At 33.4% G+C, this 19311-nt stretch carries 18 protein-coding genes; 9 read left to right on the forward strand and 9 right to left on the reverse strand.

Going from position 1 to position 19311, the window contains the following annotated elements; translation table 11 throughout:
- Window position 1: 1 nt before the first annotated feature.
- From B0A65_RS04270 to B0A65_RS04285, 4 genes are all read left to right on the forward strand, one after another.
- Window positions 2-1120: a glycosyltransferase gene (locus B0A65_RS04270; protein ID WP_074659439.1), complete on the forward strand. Its 1119-nt coding sequence runs from the start codon at window positions 2-4 to the stop codon at window positions 1118-1120.
- Window positions 1117-2199: a glycosyltransferase gene (locus B0A65_RS04275; RefSeq protein ID WP_074659440.1), complete on the forward strand. Its 1083-nt coding sequence runs from the start codon at window positions 1117-1119 to the stop codon at window positions 2197-2199. The genes B0A65_RS04270 and B0A65_RS04275 overlap by 4 nt, the downstream gene beginning before the upstream one ends.
- Entirely contained in the window at window positions 2199-3539 is a 1341-nt protein-coding gene (locus B0A65_RS04280) for an O-antigen ligase family protein (protein WP_074659441.1), read from the forward strand. The genes B0A65_RS04275 and B0A65_RS04280 overlap by 1 nt, the downstream gene beginning before the upstream one ends.
- Window positions 3540-3610: 71 nt before the next feature.
- The gene (locus B0A65_RS04285; RefSeq protein ID WP_074659442.1) at window positions 3611-5002 is read left to right on the forward strand and encodes an exopolysaccharide biosynthesis polyprenyl glycosylphosphotransferase; all 1392 of its coding nucleotides are present in this window, start codon (window positions 3611-3613) and stop codon (window positions 5000-5002) included.
- Between the two features lie 5 nt (window positions 5003-5007).
- Here the strand turns inward: B0A65_RS04285 and B0A65_RS04290 are convergent, their stop codons facing one another.
- Complete coding sequence (locus B0A65_RS04290; protein ID WP_074659443.1) at window positions 5008-6144, reverse strand: Lnb N-terminal periplasmic domain-containing protein; 1137 nt, start codon at window positions 6142-6144, stop codon at window positions 5008-5010.
- Window positions 6145-6181: 37 nt separating this feature from the next.
- Complete coding sequence (locus B0A65_RS04295; protein ID WP_394335681.1) at window positions 6182-7249, reverse strand: putative type IX sorting system protein PorV2; 1068 nt, start codon at window positions 7247-7249, stop codon at window positions 6182-6184.
- Between the two features lie 190 nt (window positions 7250-7439).
- Here B0A65_RS04295 and B0A65_RS04300 point away from each other — a divergent pair, with 190 nt between their 5' ends.
- Both B0A65_RS04300 and B0A65_RS04305 read left to right on the forward strand, forming a co-directional pair.
- On the forward strand, window positions 7440-8150 hold the full coding sequence (locus tag B0A65_RS04300; RefSeq protein WP_074659444.1) for a CDP-alcohol phosphatidyltransferase family protein: 711 nt from the start codon (window positions 7440-7442) through the stop codon (window positions 8148-8150).
- An 11-nt stretch (window positions 8151-8161) separates the two neighbouring features.
- Window positions 8162-9019, forward strand: a complete 858-nt coding sequence (locus B0A65_RS04305; protein ID WP_074659445.1) for a glycoside hydrolase family 25 protein — start codon at window positions 8162-8164, stop codon at window positions 9017-9019.
- A 53-nt stretch (window positions 9020-9072) separates the two neighbouring features.
- Here the strand turns inward: B0A65_RS04305 and B0A65_RS04310 are convergent, their stop codons facing one another.
- The 5 genes from B0A65_RS04310 to B0A65_RS04330 all read right to left on the reverse strand — a co-directional run bounded on the left by B0A65_RS04310 (window position 9073) and on the right by B0A65_RS04330 (window position 12432).
- Entirely contained in the window at window positions 9073-9294 is a 222-nt protein-coding gene (locus B0A65_RS04310; RefSeq protein WP_074659446.1) for a DUF5808 domain-containing protein, read from the reverse strand.
- Between the two features lie 73 nt (window positions 9295-9367).
- Window positions 9368-10108: an LPS export ABC transporter ATP-binding protein gene (lptB, locus tag B0A65_RS04315; protein WP_026982881.1), complete on the reverse strand. Its 741-nt coding sequence runs from the start codon at window positions 10106-10108 to the stop codon at window positions 9368-9370.
- A 197-nt stretch (window positions 10109-10305) separates the two neighbouring features.
- Entirely contained in the window at window positions 10306-10659 is a 354-nt protein-coding gene (locus B0A65_RS04320; protein ID WP_074659447.1) for a carboxymuconolactone decarboxylase family protein, read from the reverse strand.
- Entirely contained in the window at window positions 10652-11467 is an 816-nt protein-coding gene (gene tatC, locus B0A65_RS04325) for a twin-arginine translocase subunit TatC (RefSeq protein ID WP_074659448.1), read from the reverse strand. The genes B0A65_RS04320 and tatC overlap by 8 nt, the downstream gene beginning before the upstream one ends.
- A complete protein-coding gene (locus B0A65_RS04330) occupies window positions 11467-12432 on the reverse strand; it encodes a KpsF/GutQ family sugar-phosphate isomerase (RefSeq protein WP_074659449.1) in 966 nt (321 codons plus the stop codon). The genes tatC and B0A65_RS04330 overlap by 1 nt, the downstream gene beginning before the upstream one ends.
- 87 nt (window positions 12433-12519) lie before the next feature.
- On the opposite strand from B0A65_RS04330, the gene recQ reads away from it, so the two are divergent.
- Complete coding sequence (gene recQ, locus B0A65_RS04335) at window positions 12520-14715, forward strand: DNA helicase RecQ (RefSeq protein WP_074659450.1); 2196 nt, start codon at window positions 12520-12522, stop codon at window positions 14713-14715.
- A gap of 60 nt (window positions 14716-14775) precedes the next feature.
- Here the strand turns inward: recQ and B0A65_RS04340 are convergent, their stop codons facing one another.
- Complete coding sequence (locus B0A65_RS04340; RefSeq protein WP_074659451.1) at window positions 14776-15027, reverse strand: hypothetical protein; 252 nt, start codon at window positions 15025-15027, stop codon at window positions 14776-14778.
- A gap of 436 nt (window positions 15028-15463) precedes the next feature.
- Between B0A65_RS04340 and B0A65_RS04345 the strand changes: the two genes are divergently transcribed.
- Window positions 15464-17023, forward strand: coding sequence for an NAD(P)/FAD-dependent oxidoreductase (locus tag B0A65_RS04345; RefSeq protein ID WP_074659452.1), 1560 nt, complete (start codon window positions 15464-15466; stop codon window positions 17021-17023).
- A gap of 6 nt (window positions 17024-17029) precedes the next feature.
- Window positions 17030-18127, forward strand: a complete 1098-nt coding sequence (locus B0A65_RS04350; RefSeq protein WP_242670222.1) for a DUF6630 family protein — start codon at window positions 17030-17032, stop codon at window positions 18125-18127.
- Between the two features lie 97 nt (window positions 18128-18224).
- Here the strand turns inward: B0A65_RS04350 and B0A65_RS04355 are convergent, their stop codons facing one another.
- Entirely contained in the window at window positions 18225-19184 is a 960-nt protein-coding gene (locus B0A65_RS04355) for a quinone oxidoreductase family protein (protein ID WP_074659453.1), read from the reverse strand.
- Window positions 19185-19311: the final 127 nt, after the last annotated feature.

Raw genomic sequence — 19311 nt, forward strand, 5'->3', positions numbered from 1 at the left:
AATGAAATTTGTAATAATTACGCATGTGAATCATATTAAAAGTAGCAATCATTATTTTGGTTATGCACCTTATGTGCGTGAAATGAATATTTGGTTGAAATATGTTAATGAGGTTATAGTTGTTGGGCCATTTTTAAATGGAAATCCGGCAATAATAGATATTCCATATAGTCATAGTAAAATTGATTTTAGAAAAATTCCTGATTTTAATTTTATGAGTTTTAAAAACAATATAGTTTCGTTTTTTAAATTGCCAATAATTTTTTGGGAAATATTCTGGGCAATGAAAGAGGCAGATCATATTCATTTGCGTTGTCCTGGAAATGTTGGTTTGATAGGATGTTTGGTTCAAATGTTATTTCCAAGGAAAATAAAAACTGCAAAATATGCTGGAAATTGGGACTCGAAAAGTAACCAGCCTTGGACATATAAATTACAAAAGAAAATTTTGAATAGTTCTTTTCTAACCCGAAATATGAAAGTTTTAGCATACGGTGATTGGGAGAATCAGTCTAATAATATAAAATCTTTTTTTACAGCAACATATTCAGAATCAGAAAAACTGTTGCCTAATAAAACAGATTTAAAGAATTTGATAGAATTTGTTTTTGTGGGAACCCTCGTTGCAGGGAAAAACCCAATGTATGCTATTAGGTTAGTGGAGCAATTTATTAAAGAAAACAAAAATGCAATCCTGAATTTATTTGGAGAAGGAAGTGAAAGAATTGCTTTGGAAGAGTATATTAGGAAAAATAATCTGGAAAATTATATTTTTTTAAACGGAAACCAAAATAAGGAAACAATAAAAAAAGCCTATCAAAAAAGTCATTTTGTTATTTTACCATCTAAAAGTGAAGGCTGGCCCAAAGCTATTGCTGAAGGTATGTTTTGGGGATGTATTCCAATAGCGACGAAAATTTCATGCGTTCCTTTTATGCTCGACTATGGAAATAGAGGTATTTTGCTTGAAATGGATTTAGAAAAAGATGTATCTCAAATTGAAAACATAATAAGTAACAGAGAGTGCTTTTTATCAATGAGTAAACTAGCTGCAAGCTGGTCACAGCAATATACGACCGAAATTTTTGAATTAGAAATAAAAAAACTACTACTAGAATGAGAGTTGTACAGATTATAGATTCTTTAGAACTTGGTGGTGCAGAACGAATGGCTGTAAATTATGCTAATGGACTATCTAAAAATATAGATTTTTCAGGTTTAATTGCAACGAGAAAAGAAGGTGGCTTAATAAATCAAATAGATTCTGATGTCGCTTATCTATTTTTACAACGTAAAAAGAGTGTGGATCTAAATGCTGTATTGCGTCTTAGAAAATATCTTGTAAAAAATAAAATTGACATAATGCATGCACATAGTTCGTCATTTTTTATAGCGGTGTTAGTAAAGCTGACTTTACCACGATTAAAGATATTTTGGCACGATCATTATGGCACAAGATCACAAGAAACTAAAAAGGAAAATATATTTTTGGTTTTTTTATCAACTTTTTTTTCTTCTATTTTTGTAGTCAATCTTCAGTTAAAAGAGTGGAATGAAAAAAATCTTAATTGCTCAAATGTAATTTTTATCCCTAATTTTACTAAATCTCATAATGTTTCTGGAAGTGAACAATTAACAGACTTAAAAGGATCAGAGGGGAAAAGAATAGTTTTTCTGGCTAATTTAAAAAATCCTAAAAACCATCTTTTAATCTTAAAAGCTTATGCTGAATTAAAATTATTTGAATTAGACTGGAGCTTACATTTAATAGGAAGAGATTATTTTGATTCTTATTCAGAGGCAATAAAAGACTTTATAAACGCATATAGTTTAGAAAGATATGTTTATTTGTATGGAGAAAAAGGGGATATTAAAAATATTTTATCTCAGGCTTCAGTTGGTGTTTTAGCTTCAACACAAGAGGGGTTTCCGGTAACTTTACTCGAGTACGCTTTAGAAAATGTTGCTGTAGTCTCTACCAATGTTGGATATTGTTCTCTTCTTATAGAGAATGAAAATGATGGATTATTATTTGATCCTTTTTCTGAATTGGAAGTTAAAAATCAATTGAAAAAAATAATTGAGGATGAAAGTTTAAGGAATACTTTAGTTGAGAAATTTAAAACAAAGGTTTTGCAGCATTATTCAGAAGAAGCAGTAATTGAAAAGCTAATTTTAGCGTACAAAAAAAGTAAATAATGAAAAGCTTTCGATTGTCTTATATTCATATTGTTTTAATTCATTGCATACTTGCTCTGGTTATTTTTGCAGTACCTTTTTTTTCCAAAGTATTAGCACTTTTAATTCCGATCATTGGTTTTTACTTCGTACAGAAGACAAAAAACAAGAACAATGAAGTTATCTTAGTAGCCGCATATTTAGTAGGTATTGAAGTTTTTTTAAGAATGACTGGTGGAAATCTTAACAATGAATATGTTAAAATAAGTGTTGTTTTTTTCATGCTTTTAGGAATGATATACAGTAATTTTTCTTTAAAGGCATTCTTTTATTGGTTTTTTTTGATTCTCCTGATTCCTGGTGTTATAGTAGCTTCAACAGTAACAGATTATAATGTAGACGTGAAAAAAGCCTTATTTTTTAATTTATCAGGACCAGTATGTTTAGCTATTTGTGCAATTTATATGTTTAAGAGAAGAGTTATGTTTTCAGATTTACAAAATATTGTTCTCGCAATTGGTTTACCAATATTAACAACAACTGTTTATTTGTTTTTATATAATCCGAGTGTAAAAGATGTAGTAACCGGAACGCAATCTAATTTTGAAACATCTGGAGGATTTGGTCCAAATCAGGTTTCTACTATTCTAGGACTAGGAGTTTTTGTTTTTTTTACACAATTAATATTATTCTCGAAAACTAAAAAAGAAATGATTCTAAATGGGGTTTTATTACTTCTTGTAAGTTATAGGGGAATTGTAACTTTTTCTAGAGGTGGTGTTATTACCGGAATAGTAATGATTATTTGTCTTTTGTTTTTCTTATATTCTTTTTCAAACGCAAAAGGTAAAGGAAAATTTATTTTAATTTTTATTCTGACTGGTTTAATGGGTGTTGGAATTTGGACCTATACTTCTATTCAAACGAGCGGTCTTATTAATAAGCGCTATGCAAATCAGGACGCAAGAGGAAGAGAGAAAAAAAGTCAATTGAGTGGCAGAGAGGAAATAATTGAGTCTGAAATTACTTATTTTTTAGATAATCCTATTACCGGAATTGGTGTTGGGATTGGAAAAGAAATGAGAGAAAAATCTTTTGGTACTGCTGTCGCTTCGCATAATGAAATAACCAGAATGTTAGCCGAACATGGTCTATTTGGTATTTTAGGACTTTTGATACTTTTTATTACTCCATTTGTTCTTTATATCCACAATAGACAGCACTTGTATTTTTTATCTTTTTTCCTTTTTTGGCTTTTAACCATAAATCATGCGGCCATGCGAACCGCTGCCCCGGCTTTCGTATATGCGCTAACTCTTCTTTCGGTTCATATTAAAATTCCTGAAAAAGCTGAGAATTAGATAGTTTATATTCTTTTTTTTATGATACATTTGTTCAAAGTTTTAGCCCCAAACCAAAACCTAATAGATCAATGTTTACAAAAAATAAAATTCATTTCGAGATATCGGAACGGAAGGTATTGCTGCATGCTTTCGATGCGATTTTCGTCCTGCTCGCGCTATACCTCTTAAGCCTGCTTTTTAATTTTCAGTATTTTCAATTTTCAATTGCAAATTATTATTGGGAAATAGTCCTGATAGCTTATATATACATATTCGGTTCGATTTTCGAAATGTATAATTTACAAGTTGCCAGTAATCAGTTTCAAATTCTTAAGAGTACTATTTTTACGGTAACAACTACTGTATTGGTTTATCTCTTAACCCCCATTTTATCACCTGAATTGCCTAAAAACAGAATTGCAATAATTATATTTTACTTTGCAGTTTTATTTGCCTTATTGTCCTGGAGGTATATCTATGTTTACTTTCTTGCATCCCACCGTTTTGTTCAAAATGTAATTTTAATTTGTGATGAGAATCAGGTAGAAGATTTGGTTTTAGGACTAGAAAGCGTCGATCCTCATTATAAAATTATCGGTTTTGTGAGTTCAGATTCTGTTTCTGAGGATGATTCTGATTTTCATTATGTAAAAGAAATTAAAAAGGATGAGTTAGAAATCTTTGTTAGTAAAAACAATGTTTCTGAAATTGTAATTGCATCACAGAAAACAGATGGTATTACGGCTGATTTATACCAACAGTTACTACATCTTTTAGAATCAGGAAATATTATAAGGGAGTACACACAAGTATACGAGAGTAAAACACAACGTATTCCGGTACATTATATCGCAAGAGATTTTTATCGCTTTTTCCCTTTTAGTCGAAGCAATAATAATAAACTGTATTTGTCTTTAATTCGGCTTATTGAATTTTTGCTCTCGTTCATTGGTTTAGTTACCTGCATGGTTTTTATTCCTTTTATTTTTATTGGAAATCTTGTGGGGAATAAAGGAAGTTTGTTCTACACTCAGGATCGTGTGGGTAAAAACGGTGTTGTTTTTGAGATTTATAAGTTTAGAACAATGGTTAAAAATTCGGATGTAAATGGTCCTTTTGCCACTTCAAATGATAAGCGGGTTACTCCTTTTGGTAAATTTATGCGTAAATCAAGAATTGATGAACTGCCGCAATTTTTTAATATTATAAAGGGCGATATGGGGGTTATTGGCCCAAGACCGGAACGTCCTTACTTTGTTAATGAAATCGCCCGGATTATGCCTTTTTATGAAACGAGACATGTTATAAAGCCTGGTTTGACAGGATGGGCACAAGTTAATTACTCCTATGGAGAATCGATTGATGAAAGCTTAATAAAATTGCAATACGATCTTTATTATATCAAACATCGAAGTATATTTCTGGATTTAAGTATTACCTTCAAAACCATTACCACTGTTTTATTTTATCGGGGTCAATAACCTATTTAAATAATAATCGGAATACGTTTTTTGTTTCTGATTGCAACTCTTACTAAAACAAAACCGCTAGTTACAATCATTGGTAAGACAATTAAAAAGTGCGCTTTGTTGATCATAAATAATGTGTAAACGATCAAAAAGAGGATATGCAAAATGGCAAATCGATACGTTCCTCTTTTATTTTTCAGGATAGATAAAAGAATCAAAATCAATAAAATAGGGCTGAATAAAAGCATATTGTAATTCATCGCCAGTTCCTGGTGAGAAGAATAAAATCCCATAACCAGAAAAAAGATTCCGATTAAAGATAAAATCAAAAGATAGATTTTGTCTACGATTTTATTATGTGCCAATACGACGAAAGCCAATATGAAAAGATAAGTGTAAACATTATTCCACCAGGAAGTTGGGGTTTCTTTTTCAAAAAGTAATAATGTTTTGCTTTTGCTTGCTAAAGGGTGATTTTGAAAATTGGTTTTCTCTAAACTGTTTTTCAATTCAAAAGGCAGGAATATCTTGGTGCCTAACTGATCCACTTTGGTTCCGAAAATAATACTGGTTCCTAACTTATCATAAAAATGGCCATCAAAATATGGAAATAGAATAGAACGATAAGTACGTTCGGTATCGCCTTTTTTTGTTATTACAGCTCCGTTCAATGTTTTATTGATAATGTCAACCACCATTGAAGTGCAGTTTTTATCAATGAATTTATAAGTGTAGTAACGTTCTTCAGAAAGCAAAGTAGTATTTAAGTTGTCAAATAGTTTTTGTTTTGACTCTTGTGAAATAAGAAGTTCTTGCTCAAAAACACTTCTTTTTTCATAATTATATTCATTCATGAAGTCAGCAAATGGATGAACGACCACAAAATATTGCAAATCGCCTTTTGCAAACCTGGCAACAAAATTGGGCGTTGCAAAATCAAAAGCCCCATAATTATAAACCAAATCAATATTGTTTGCAGAATCTGCAACACGGATAGCGGTATGACCAAAATAAGAATAAGTTTCATTGCCTAATCCGCAAGTAAGAACACTTATTTTAGCATCCTTTGATAAAGGTAAATTTTGGCTGAAACCAAGACAACTTAGTAATAATAGTAAACTAAAAAGTGTTTTTTTGAAAATGACATTTTTCATAATTTAAAATTTTAAGAAGTGTAATGGTTTGTAAAAATTATCTAAAGATACCTAAATCTACTTTTAAAGAAAAAATATTCGAATATAAAGCCGTGCTTTGGTTTCCTAAATCGGTCAGTGCATAGTCAACCTGGATGCCTTTGTATTTGAATCCCAATCCAATATTAGGCTGAAAATTTATTTTTTCTGTATTGTCCAATTGCATCACGTTCTGAAAATTTCCAGCTCCTGCTCTTAAGAAAACTAAGTCGGTATAACCAAATTCAAAACCAACTGCCGGATCTATACTTACTATTTTTGATGAAATAATATCGTTTGTCTGTTCAAAACGCATATTTAAATTTGTAGCAACCAAAAGACTATAGTCATTATGAAAATCAAACCTTTTTGAAACTCCTAATTGTGCTTTTGGTAAAGTAATCTCGGTACTTTCTGGTAATTCATTATTTTCTCCGGGAATAGCATTGGCAATTTTTGCATATTCTTCTTCATCGATATTCCAAACATTATAGGTTGTGGTGATGTCACGAAGCATTAATCCGAATTTCCAGTCATTTCGTTCAAACTGTAATCCCACATCAAAACCAAACCCCCACGAATTTGCGAATTTTCCAATAATGCGTCGGATCACTTTTGCATTAACGCCATATTGAAAACCCTCCACTGGTAATTTTCTTGCGTACGAAAAGGTAAAGCCATAATCTGCTGTGGAGAACAAACGAATTCGGTTATAATCAATATTTCCCTGACTGTCAATTAATTCAGTTGTGTCCATGATGTCATCGACTCCAAAACGAATCATTGAGATCCCCCAGGCGCTTCTGTCGTCAATTGGGCTCGCATATCCTATATAATCGTACTGCGCAATATTAGCAAAATAATTGGCATGCATCAATGAGATCTGATGATCTTCAAGATGTGTAAGACCAGCAGGATTCCAATAACCAGCATTTACGTCATTAGTTGAAGCAACAACGGCACTCGACATTCCTAATGCAGCTGCATCGACACCAATATTCATAAATTCATTCGAATATTTCCGAACAGTTTGTGCATATTGTTGCGTGCAGTTCCAAAATAATAAAAGCATTAAGATTTTCTTCAACGTATATTTTTTTGCAGACTGAGGCCCATTTTAATTTGTACCAAAAATATAATATTTTACTCAGCTAATTTATTCCTTTTGAGAAATATTGCGAAAGTCAAAATTTCAAATAAAAAACTCTTATAAAAACGGCTTGTACATGCAGTTATTATGCTAAATTTGTTCCTCACCATTATCAAATTTTATAAAGATGAATATTAAAAAACACATTCCTAATTTAATTACATTAATCAATCTTTTCTGCGGTTGTATTGCGGTTGTTTTTATTTCTGAGGCCAATTATGAAATGGCTTTTTACATGGTTTGTTTAGGAATCTTTTTCGATTTTTTTGATGGTTTTTTCGCCAGATTGTTCAAAGTTTCCAGCCCTCTTGGGTTACAGTTGGATTCGTTGGCAGATATGGTGACAAGTGGTGTTGCACCAGGTTATGTAATGTATAGTTTGTTCACAAATAGCGCCCATGAATTGGGAAACAATCCGGCGATTCCGTTTTTAGGATTTATCGTGACTTTAGGTTCTTGCTATAGGTTAGCAAACTTCAATATAGACACTCGTCAAAGCGATTCTTTTATTGGTTTACCAACTCCTGCAAATGCATTGTTTATTTTGAGTTTGCCTTTGGTGTTAAAATTTTCTGATTCTCTGGTGATGTTAGAAATTTTGACTAATCAATGGGTTTTATTGGTAATTACTCTATGTAGCGCTTATATTTTGAATGCTGAAATTCCGTTGTTCTCCTTAAAGATAAAGAAATTTAATTTCAAGGAAAATGCGTTGCAAATTGTATTTTTGATTGTGTCTGTTTTAATGGTGTTGTTATTGCAATACATTGCTATTCCGTTAATTATCATTTTTTATGTGGTGTTATCAGTTATCAATAATATGTTTTTGAAAAAGTAGTTTTCAATAGAATGGCAAGAAAAACAACAAGACGCACTTCTTATTCCCGAAAATCGCAACCAACTCGTTCTGCTTTTAGCAAAGTAATTCGCGTTATTGTATTTTCTTTTTTAGGATTGCTTTTCATTGGAACAATTTATCACTATCGTGCTGGATTGGCTTATTACCTCGGATTTAAATCGGATAAAGTTTTAGATGAAGATGCTGTGGATAAGCATCTTTCTGATGTTCGAAATATTCAGGTTCTCGAAAATCATAAAGGGAAAGTCATTGGAATAGATGTGTCTGAATTTCAGGGGAAAGTCGATTGGGAAGAGGTTGAGGTTTTAGAAGAAAAATATCCGGTTCAATTTGTGTTTATCCGTGCTACTGCGGGAAACGATCGGGTAGATGGACAATTTAAGAAGAATTGGGAAGGTGCAAAAGAGAATAAAATAATGCGTGGCGCTTATCATTATTATCGTCCAAACGAGAATTCGATAGAACAGGCGAACCTTTTTATTAAAACCGTAAAATTGCAAAAAGGTGATTTACCTCCGGTTTTAGATATTGAAAGATTGCCGAAAAATCAACCTTTGGACAGTTTGAAAAAGGGTTTAAAAAGGTGGTTGAATAAAGTAGAAAAGCATTATCAGGTTCGCCCAATAATCTATACAGGTGAAAGATATTATAGTGATTTTTTAAAAGAAGAATTCAGTGAATATTTGTTCTGGATTGCCAATTACAATTTCTACAGAGAAAAAATTGAGGACGACTGGCTTTTTTGGCAATTTACAGAGAAGGCCTCTTTACCGGGAATTAAACACCGGGTGGATGTAAATATTTACAACGGCGATTTAGAACAGTTGCACTTTATAACCGTTGAATAAGTTTATAGTCGCAGTTTTTATTTTTTTTACGAGATGCAAACTGAGACTGAATACTATTTAAGTTGTGTCAATGTGTACATGAAGAAAAGGAAAGCAATTGTGATTAAAATTGCTTTTGAATTTCCAAAGTTAATCGTGAATCCAGCCCATTTAAGTTTTTTAGGAACAAACATTCTTTTGTCCTCTTTGTTATAATAAAACATTCCTAAATGCCAATTATTAGGATCATTGTGCCAGTTATTATAGTCTTGTTGAGTTGGTTTTTGTGGAATCATATTTTTTAGTTTTCAGTTACAGTCGCAGTTTTCAGTGTTTCCCTGAGACTGAAAACTGAGACTGAATACTTTTTTAAAACTCTAATTTTTTCTTACGTAATTCGAAGTTTTGCCCAAGATAAACACGGCGAACCATTTCATCTTCAACTAATTCTTCCGGAATTCCTGCTTTCAAAATTCCTCCTTCAAACATTAGGTATGTTTTATCGGTAATTGCCAGAGTTTCCTGAACGTTGTGGTCAGTAATTAAGATTCCGATGTTTTTATTTTTTAACTGCGCTACAATTCTTTGAATGTCTTCAACCGCAACCGGGTCAACTCCTGCGAAAGGCTCATCCAATAAAATAAATTTTGGATCTGTTGCTAATGCACGTGCAATTTCAGTACGGCGACGTTCTCCTCCCGAAAGTAAGTCACCTCGGTTGGTACGAATATGTTCTAAACTGAATTCTTCAATCAAACTTTCCATTTTTGCAATTTGCTCTTCTTTTGAAAGTTTGGTCAATTGCAAAACACTCAGAATGTTATCTTCAATACTTAATTTTCTAAAAACGGAAGCTTCTTGTGCCAAATAACCAATTCCTTGTTGTGCACGTTTGTACATAGGATAATCGGTAATATTTAAATCATCCAGATAAATATTTCCCTGATTTGGCTTTACCAATCCCACAATCATATAGAACGAAGTTGTTTTTCCGGCACCATTCGGACCCAAAAGCCCCACAATTTCCCCTTGATTTACTTCAACGGAAATTCCTTTTACAACACTACGTCCTTTATAGGTTTTGATTAAATTATCGGCTCTTAGCTTCATTTTTTCAATTAGATAATTAGATAATTTGAAAATGAGATAATTGAAAAACTAACTCAAATTCAATTTTAAAATTTATTAGAAGGGACAAATTAAAAGTAAAATAATCAATCAGATAAATGAATTAACAAAATATTGCGCTTTCACAATTAGATAATTACAATTTAGGCAATTATCTAATTATCTAATTGACACATTTTCTAATTTGCAGCTTCCTCTTCCAAAGCTTCCCAAAATTCATAAGCTCTTCTTAAATGCGGAATCACAATTGTTCCCCCAACCAAAGTTGCGATACCCATTGCTTCCATCATTTCTTCTTTCGTTACACCTTCTTTATGGCTTGTTTCTAAGTGGTATTTTACACAGTCATCACAACGCAAAACTGTAGATGCTACCAATCCTAAAAGTTCTTTTGTTTTTACATCAAGAGCTCCCGGCGCATAAGCGTTGGTGTCAAGATTAAAAATTCGCTTTACAATTTTGTTATTGTCAGCTAATAATTTTTCGTTCATTCTGGAACGATAGTCGTTAAATTCTTGAATTAATTCAGACATTTTCTTTTAATTTATTTCTATAAACAACTTTTGAAATCAGGATACTTACTTCGTAAATAAGCAACATTGGTATTGCTACAATAGTCTGGCTTACTACGTCTGGTGGTGTTACGATTGCGGCGATAATTAAAATAATTACGACAGCATATTTCCAATATTTTCTTAAAAATTCAGGAGTTACTAATCCTAATTTGGTTAAGAAATAAATAGCGATAGGCAATTCAAAAAATATTGCACTTCCCAAAACACTTGTTTTTACCATTCCCATATAAGAGTCGATTGTAAATTGATTTTTTACAACATCACTGATAGAGAAAGTGGCAACGAAATTAACCGACATCGGTATTACAACAAAATAACCAAATAATACTCCTAGAAAGAAAAGTAAGGAAGAAGTGAAAATAAATACTTTGGCATTTTTTCTTTCTTTCTCATATAAAGCGGGACTGATAAACTTCCAGATTTCCCATAAAATATAAGGAAAACTTAGAATGAAGCCTGCTAAAATACACATCCATACAAAGATGTTTACCTGGCCTTCCATTTCGGTATTCTGAATAATAAAATTTAATTGGGTAATGCAAATGCTGTCAGCAAAACCTAATTGATGTGATAAGTCGCAAAACCATCTATAAGTAAAAAATGTAGGTTTGGTTGGGCCTAAAATAATTTCATCAAATAAATAATCACTAATAAAATAAGTTACAAGCGCCATTATCATTGTCGCTACTGTACTTCTAACTAATAACCATCTTAGTTCTTCAAGATGGTCTAAAAATGACATCTCGCCAAGGTTCTTTTTTGCCATTATACGATTCCTTCTTTTAAAATGTCATGTAAATGTAATACTCCTTTGTACTCGCCATTGTCTGCAACAATGAGTTGTGTTATTGAAAAATCTTCTAAAATATTCAAAGCATCGACCGCCATAGTTTCCGAAGAAACTAATTTAGGGTTTTTTGACATAATGTCTATTGCAGTTAAGTCGGCAATAGTATCTACGTCATTTAACATTCTTCGGATGTCTCCATCGGTAATAATTCCAATTATTTTATCATCTTCAATTACAGCTGTAACTCCTAATCGTTTTTCAGAGATTTCAAAAATAACTTTTTTAACCGAAGTATCTGGTGCTACCATTGGTTTTAACGAATGTTCAATCATGTCTTTAACACGAAGCAATAGTTTTTTTCCTAATGCGCCTCCCGGATGATATACTGCAAAATCTTCTGGTTTGAAATCGCGCATTTCCATCAGGCAAACTGCCAATGCATCACCCATTACCAGTTGTGCTGTTGTGCTGTTTGTTGGTGCAAGGTTTATTGGGCAAGCTTCTACATCAACTGTAGTATTCAAAACATGATCAGAGCCTTTGGCTAATGCTGAAGTAATGTTTCCTGTAATGGCAATTAAAATGTTTCCGAAACGTTTTAATAAAGGAACAAGGACTTTTATTTCAGGACTGTTACCGCTTTTCGAAATACAAATAATGATATCTTCTTTTTGAATCATTCCCAAGTCGCCATGAATGGCTTCTGAAGCATGTAAGAACATAGAAGGGGTTCCGGTTGAGTTAAAAGTGGCAACCATTTTTTGGGCAATTATCGCGCTTTTTCCTATTCCGGTAACGATCAATCGGCCTTTGGTTTCGTAAATTCTTTGAACAGCTTCGTAGAAATTTTCGTCAAGAAAATCAATTAATTTTATAATTGCTTCACTTTCAGATAGTATGGTTTTTTTGGCGATTGCCAATATATTTTCTTTTGTAATCAAAACACAATATTTAAAATTTGTATGTATAAAAGAAAGTTGTATCTTTATGTGTTGCAAATTTATACAAAATATCCATTAATATAAAGAATGAATTCAAACGAAATTGAAATACACAAGGAATTAAAGAAGTATTTCGGCTTTAGCCAATTTAAGGGCTTGCAGGAGCAAGTCATTACGAGTATTTTAGGTAAGACAAATACTTTTGTAATTATGCCTACTGGCGGTGGAAAGTCTCTTTGTTATCAATTACCCGCTTTAATTCAGGACGGAACAGCTATTGTTGTTTCTCCTTTGATTGCTTTGATGAAAAATCAGGTTGATGCGATTCGAAGCCTTTCTTCAGAAAACGGAATTGCCCATGTGTTAAATTCCTCGCTCACCAAAACAGAAATTGCCCAGGTAAAAAAAGACATCACTTCCGGATTAACTAAACTGTTGTATGTGGCACCGGAATCTTTGACAAAAGAAGAATATGTGGCTTTTCTGCAAAGTGTGCCCATTTCATTTGTCGCTATTGATGAAGCGCATTGTATTTCAGAATGGGGACATGACTTTAGGCCGGAATACCGAAATCTGAAAAATATTATCAAACAACTAGGTCAGGTTCCTATTATAGGACTTACCGCAACTGCAACCCCAAAAGTTCAGGAAGATATTCTGAAAAACCTTGATATGTCTGATGCAAATACTTTCAAAGCATCATTCAACAGACCGAACTTGTACTACGAAGTTCGCACAAAAACAAAAAATATTGAATCGGATATCATTCGGTTTATCAAACAACATAAAGGCAAATCCGGAATTATTTATTGCTTAAGCCGTAAAAAAGTCGAATCTATTGCCGAAGTTTTACAAGTTAACGGAATCAGTGCTGTACCTTACCATGCAGGTTTGGATGCTAAAACCCGCGCCAAACATCAGGATATGTTTTTGATGGAGGACGTAGATGTGGTTGTAGCAACAATCGCGTTCGGAATGGGGATTGATAAACCAGACGTCCGTTTTGTAATTCATCATGATATTCCAAAATCACTGGAAAGTTATTACCAGGAAACAGGTCGTGCAGGTCGTGATGGAGGAGAAGGACATTGTTTGGCTTATTACTCTTATAAAGATGTAGAAAAACTGGAGAAATTCATGTCTGGAAAACCAGTTGCTGAACAGGAAATTGGTTTTGCTCTCTTACAGGAAGTTGTGGCTTACGCCGAAACCTCAATGTCGCGCAGAAAATTCTTATTGCATTATTTTGGAGAAGAATTCGACAGCGAAACCGGAGAAGGTGCAGATATGGACGACAACGTTCGTAATCCTAAAAATAAAATTGAAGCACAAGATCAGGTGGTTAAATTGTTGGAAATCGTTCGCGACACCAAACATATTTACAAATCAAAAGAAATTGTGTTTACTTTAATAGGTCGTATTAACGCCGTTATTAAAGCACATAAAACAGATACACAATCGTTTTTTGGTTCAGGATCGGATCATGACGAAAAATATTGGATGGCTCTGCTTCGACAAGTTTTAGTGGCGGGTTATTTGTCCAAAGATATTGAAACGTATGGTGTGGTAAAAATCACTAAAGAAGGTTTGAATTTTATTAAAAAGCCAGTTTCTTTTATGATGTCTGAAGATCATGAATACAATGAATCTGAAGATGAGGCAATTGTAACCGCATCAAAATCATCAGGAACAGCTGATGAAGTTTTAATGGGAATGTTACGCGAGTTGCGTAAAAAAGTAGCTAAAAAACTGGGAGTTCCTCCGTTTGTGGTTTTCCAGGATCCTTCTCTTGAAGATATGGCTTTGAAATATCCAATTACATTGCCGGAATTGTTTAATATTCATGGTGTTGGAGAAGGTAAAGCAAAGAAATATGGTGGCGAATTTGTAACTCTTATTAGTCGCTATGTCGAAGATAATGATATCATTCGTCCAGACGATTTGGTAGTGAAATCTACAGGAGTAAATTCTGCGAATAAATTATATATCATCCAAAATATAGATCGCAAATTATCATTGAAGGATATTGCTTCTGCAAAAGGTCTTACGATGGATGCTTTGATCAAAGAAATGGAGCAGATTGTTTATGCCGGTACTAAACTTAATATCAAATATTGGGTAGACGATATGCTGGATGATGATCAGCAGGAAGAAATTCACGATTATTTCATGGAATCAGAATCAGATAAAATCGAAGATGCTCTTAAAGAATTCGATGGTGATTATGATATCGATGAATTAAGACTAATGAGAATTAAGTTTATTAGTGAAGTAGCTAATTAAGTCATAAAGTTAAAAAGTCGAAAGTCTTAAAGTCCGATGTTTGTGCTCAAACTTTCGACTTTAAGACTTTTGACTTTCGACATATACTTCCCCACGATGCGGTTTCAAAGCATCTCTTACCGGAATCATATTTTCTTCACTTACAACCATAAAAGCGGTTGCGTGCATATCGTTTACGATTTTAAAACCCGTAATATTTAACGGAAGCTTTTCTATTGCGATATATTCTTTCAAATGAATTTCGTGGTGTTCGGCTGTTTTTGCCGAAGCAGGACCACGAAAATCCCAAATCAATTTTATTTTTCTAGACATTATTTTTTAGGTTCAGAGGTTCAGAGAGGCAAAGGTACAAAGTCTATTTTGAAAAAAAGGTTCTGAGGTGCTGAGATGCTAAGGTTCTGAGTTTTTTTGTAGAGACGCACTGCAGTACGTGTAATTGTTCTTTAAAAGAAATCTTTTTAATCTAAATAATCTGTGGCTAAAAATAAAAAGTAAAGATTTTAGGAAGAAGAGAAAAGTTGCCAGATAATTAACCGCAAAGTGCGCTAAGATAATTTTACTTTACGCATAGAAAGCACAAAGTTCGCAAAGCCAGATCAACACAAAGCTATGCGAACTTTGTGTTTTTAAAAACATACCTCTAAAAAATCTTTGCGCACTTTGCGGTTAATTATATAATCTCATTTCAAAATGTTATTTTTGCATGTTCTTTTCATAAATAGAAAAGCTAATTGAAAAATAAAATACAATGCCAAGAGAACTTTTACTTCAGGTAACTCCGGAAATAGCTGCAAACGAATTGTTGCTAAAAGACTATTTGTCTAAAGAAATTAAAGTTTCTCCTAAGGAAATTCAACATATTTCTATTTTAAAACGTTCGATTGATGCACGCCAGAAAGCGATAAAAATCAATTTGAAAGTAATTATTTATTTGCAAAGTGAACCTTTTCAGGAAACTAAAATCGAATTACCTTTATATAAAGACGTTTCTTCCGCACAGGAAGTTATTGTTGTCGGTGCAGGCCCGGCAGGACTTTTTGCTGCCTTGCAATTAATAGAATTAGGCTTAAAGCCAATTGTAATCGAACGCGGAAAAGACGTTCGCGGACGCCGACGTGATTTAAAAGCAATCAATGTGGATCATTTGGTGAACGAAGATTCTAATTATTGTTTTGGCGAAGGCGGAGCAGGAACGTATTCTGACGGAAAATTATATACACGTTCTAAAAAACGTGGTGACGTAACCAGAATCTTAGAACTTTTAGTTGCTTTTGGAGCTTCTGAAGATATTCTGGTGGAAGCGCATCCGCATATAGGAACGAATAAATTACCGAAAATTATTGAAGATATCAGAAACAAAATCATCGAGTTTGGTGGTCAGGTTTTGTTTGATACCCGAGTAACTGATATTTTAGTGAAAAATAATGAAGTCGAAGGAATCGTAACGCAAACCGGAGATACCATTCTGGCGAATAAATTAATCTTAGCGACTGGACATTCGGCACGTGATATTTTTGAGTTATTAGATAAGAAGAAAATTTTTATAGAAGCAAAACCTTTTGCTTTAGGTGTTCGTGCAGAGCATTCTCAGGAATTAATCGATAGTATTCAATACAGTTGTGATTATCGCGGTGAGCATTTGCCTCCCGCTCCATATTCGATTGTAAAACAAGTTAACGGTCGTGGAATGTACTCGTTTTGTATGTGTCCTGGAGGTGTAATTGCACCTTGCGCTACAAGACCGGGTGAAGTGGTTACAAACGGCTGGTCACCATCGAAACGGGATCAGGCTACGGCAAATTCCGGAATTGTAATCGAATTGAAATTGGAAGATTTTAAGCCTTTTGAAAAATTTGGTGCTTTGGCGGGAATGGAATTCCAAAAAAGTATTGAACAAAGAGCCTGGCATTTGGCGGGCGAAACTCAAAAAGTTCCTGCACAAAGAATGATCGATTTTACTCAAAATAAAGTTTCGGCTGATATTCCGAAAACATCTTATGTTCCGGGAACAACTTCGGTTGAAATGGGGCAAGTTTTTCCGGGATTTTTATCGCAAATTTTACGTGAAGGTTTTAAGGAATTCGGAAAATCAATGCGCGGTTATCTAACTAATGAAGCGATTTTGCACGCTCCGGAAAGCAGAACGTCATCACCGGTTCGTATTCCAAGAGATCCTATTACGTATGAACATTTACAAATAAAAGGACTGTATCCGTGTGGAGAAGGAGCAGGTTATGCTGGCGGAATTATTTCGGCGGCTATCGATGGAGAAAAATGTGCTTTAATGATTGCTGAAACTTTAAAATAGTATATTTTGATAAAAAACTTTTTCTCTAATTTTTTTGGCAGAAATAACGATCCTGGATCAATTGTTTCTTTTGATGTTATAGATTCTATTTATACTTTTTTATATAATGGAGAAAATAGATTAGAGATTAAACTAAAAGGTATTTATGATACGGTTTCGGTAAATTTATATTCGTTTCCAAACTCATTTAATAATGAAGCGGCGCAAAACGAAATTAAGAAAGCGGGGTTCAAAAATGCTTACGAGGTTCTAAACGAATTGTATAAGAAGCTTAATATTGGCGCTATTTCTGAAGAGGATATTCAGGCAGAATTAGAATATGATTATATTCATATTCAGTTTTATACAGTGCCTTCAACTCCGGAAATGAAAAAGCATTTAAAACATGTTCTGCATAATTTCGTTATTTTCTTTTGTTGTACAAATAGTTTAGAAACCAACGATTTTAGAATTTTGTATAATAACAGTTATTTTCTGGACTATACCAGGGGAATACTCGATACGGAATATAGTGATATTAATGAGCCGAAAAATGATGTTCAGAAACTAGGTTTTAAAGAATTTGAAAGAGTGTTGCAAGGCATTTGTCAGTATATGCAAATCGAATTACCCGAAGGTATCGAGCTTCCGTCAGAAGATAGTTTATTGCCTGAAGAAATCGAGGTAAACCAGGAAATTTTTAAGGAATTTATAAAACTGGTTTCAAGAGGAAATGTCGAAGAAAAACTACTTGAAAAACAGTCTAAAAAACTTTTGAAGAATTTTAAAAAAGAAGCAAAAGAATATCACGAAATCGTTGAAAATCATTGGAGTTTTTTTGAAAGTATAGATTGCTGGAACAGCGATTGGAAATTTGATCCCGAAGATGCCGAATATTTCATCTCAGAAATGATTGGCGAAGATTTAAATTTCGAATATCCGGAAGAAACCTATAGTCACGATTTGTTTCCTTATATTCAATCGGCTTTAGGAAAACGAAATCTTGAATTAATGACATATGATACACAGGGAGATAATTATTTGTTTTTTGTGGCGAATAAAAATGAGGTTGGCAGAATTTTAGAATTATCTGAGCTGACAAAGATTGAGATTAATCAATTGTAGTATAAAGTGTTCTGGAAAAAATCGCCACGAATTCACGAATTATTATAAAAATTAAAATTCGTGAATTCGTGGCGAAAAACTGAAGTGAATCTTTGTTTTACGGAATCAGAATTATCTTCCCGGTACTTTTTCGGCTTTCCAAATAATCATGGGCCAATTTTCCTTCGGATAGTTTGAAAGAAGTTGGAGTTGAAAGCGTAATTTTTCCTTCGATAATCCAATTGAATAATTGATTGGCTCTTTTAATTCTTTCTTCTTTTGAATTTAAATAACTCCATAAATCGCCACCAGTTAAAGTTTTAGAACCGTCCATCAACATTCTCGGATCTACAGGTGCCGGATCGCCACCTGCCATTCCGAAGAAAACGACTTGACCGCATTCTTTTGTGACTTCGAAACTTTCCATTAAGGTACTTCCAATACTATCATACGCAACATCAACGCCTTTTGGTACTATTTTGAAAACTTGCGATTTCCAATCTTCACTATAAAGAAAAACATGATCAGCCCCTTGTTCAAGAGCAATTTTTGCTTTGTCTGCTGATGAGGTTAATCCAATTACAGTAGCGCCCAGAAGTTTACTAATTTGTGTTAAGGTTTGACCAACTCCGCCGGCAACGGCATGAATTAAAACGGTTTCGCATTTTTGAGTTTTATGACTGTCTGTTGCTAAATAATGGGCGGTTAAACCTTGTAATAAAATAGCAGCTGCAGTTTCAAAAGATATTGCTGCAGGCAATGGTAAAACGTGATTTATGTTTACCGCTACTAATTCAGCATTAGCAAAAGGAGCATCTGCGAAAGCCACGCGATCACCTACTTTATAATCGGGATGATTGTTGGCGTCAACTACAATTCCGGCTCCTTCGTAACCGGCAATAAAAGGCGGATTTCCTTTTAAATGATAATTTCCCTTTCGTCTGTAAACATCGGCAAAGTTTAATCCGATGGCTTTCATTTCGATTAAAATTTCATCGTTTTTTAATTGCGGATTTGGGATTTCGATATATTCTAAAACATCTGAATTTCCAAAAGAAGAGAAGGTAAGTGCTTTCATTTTTTAAAATTTTGTGGATACAAAGTACGGTAAAATTCAGTTTAAGTTTTGAAAGCTTTTATTAAAACTGCGTAAAAAATCTAGCTGTAATTTGGAAACGAGGTTTTGTTTTTTGCCACAGATTAAA

This window comes from Flavobacterium frigidimaris, from assembly GCF_002217275.1.
Taxonomy (GTDB): Bacteria; Bacteroidota; Bacteroidia; order Flavobacteriales; family Flavobacteriaceae; genus Flavobacterium; species Flavobacterium aquidurense.

Coding starts and splice junctions, on each gene's coding strand:
- B0A65_RS04280 (WP_074659441.1), top strand. CDS start 2,199: ATGAAAAGCTTTCGATTGTCTTATATTCATATTGTTTTAATTCATTGC.
- B0A65_RS04285 (WP_074659442.1), top strand. CDS start 3,611: ATGTTTACAAAAAATAAAATTCATTTCGAGATATCGGAACGGAAGGTA.
- B0A65_RS04300 (WP_074659444.1), top strand. CDS start 7,440: ATGAATATTAAAAAACACATTCCTAATTTAATTACATTAATCAATCTT.
- B0A65_RS04270 (WP_074659439.1), top strand. CDS start 2: ATGAAATTTGTAATAATTACGCATGTGAATCATATTAAAAGTAGCAAT.
- B0A65_RS04275 (WP_074659440.1), top strand. CDS start 1,117: ATGAGAGTTGTACAGATTATAGATTCTTTAGAACTTGGTGGTGCAGAA.
- B0A65_RS04345 (WP_074659452.1), top strand. CDS start 15,464: ATGCCAAGAGAACTTTTACTTCAGGTAACTCCGGAAATAGCTGCAAAC.
- B0A65_RS04310 (WP_074659446.1), bottom strand. CDS start 9,294: ATGATTCCACAAAAACCAACTCAACAAGACTATAATAACTGGCACAAT.
- B0A65_RS04305 (WP_074659445.1), top strand. CDS start 8,162: ATGGCAAGAAAAACAACAAGACGCACTTCTTATTCCCGAAAATCGCAA.
- recQ (WP_074659450.1), top strand. CDS start 12,520: ATGAATTCAAACGAAATTGAAATACACAAGGAATTAAAGAAGTATTTC.
- B0A65_RS04355 (WP_074659453.1), bottom strand. CDS start 19,184: ATGAAAGCACTTACCTTCTCTTCTTTTGGAAATTCAGATGTTTTAGAA.
- B0A65_RS04340 (WP_074659451.1), bottom strand. CDS start 15,027: ATGTCTAGAAAAATAAAATTGATTTGGGATTTTCGTGGTCCTGCTTCG.
- B0A65_RS04290 (WP_074659443.1), bottom strand. CDS start 6,144: ATGAAAAATGTCATTTTCAAAAAAACACTTTTTAGTTTACTATTATTA.
- lptB (WP_026982881.1), bottom strand. CDS start 10,108: ATGAAGCTAAGAGCCGATAATTTAATCAAAACCTATAAAGGACGTAGT.
- tatC (WP_074659448.1), bottom strand. CDS start 11,467: ATGGCAAAAAAGAACCTTGGCGAGATGTCATTTTTAGACCATCTTGAA.
- B0A65_RS04320 (WP_074659447.1), bottom strand. CDS start 10,659: ATGTCTGAATTAATTCAAGAATTTAACGACTATCGTTCCAGAATGAAC.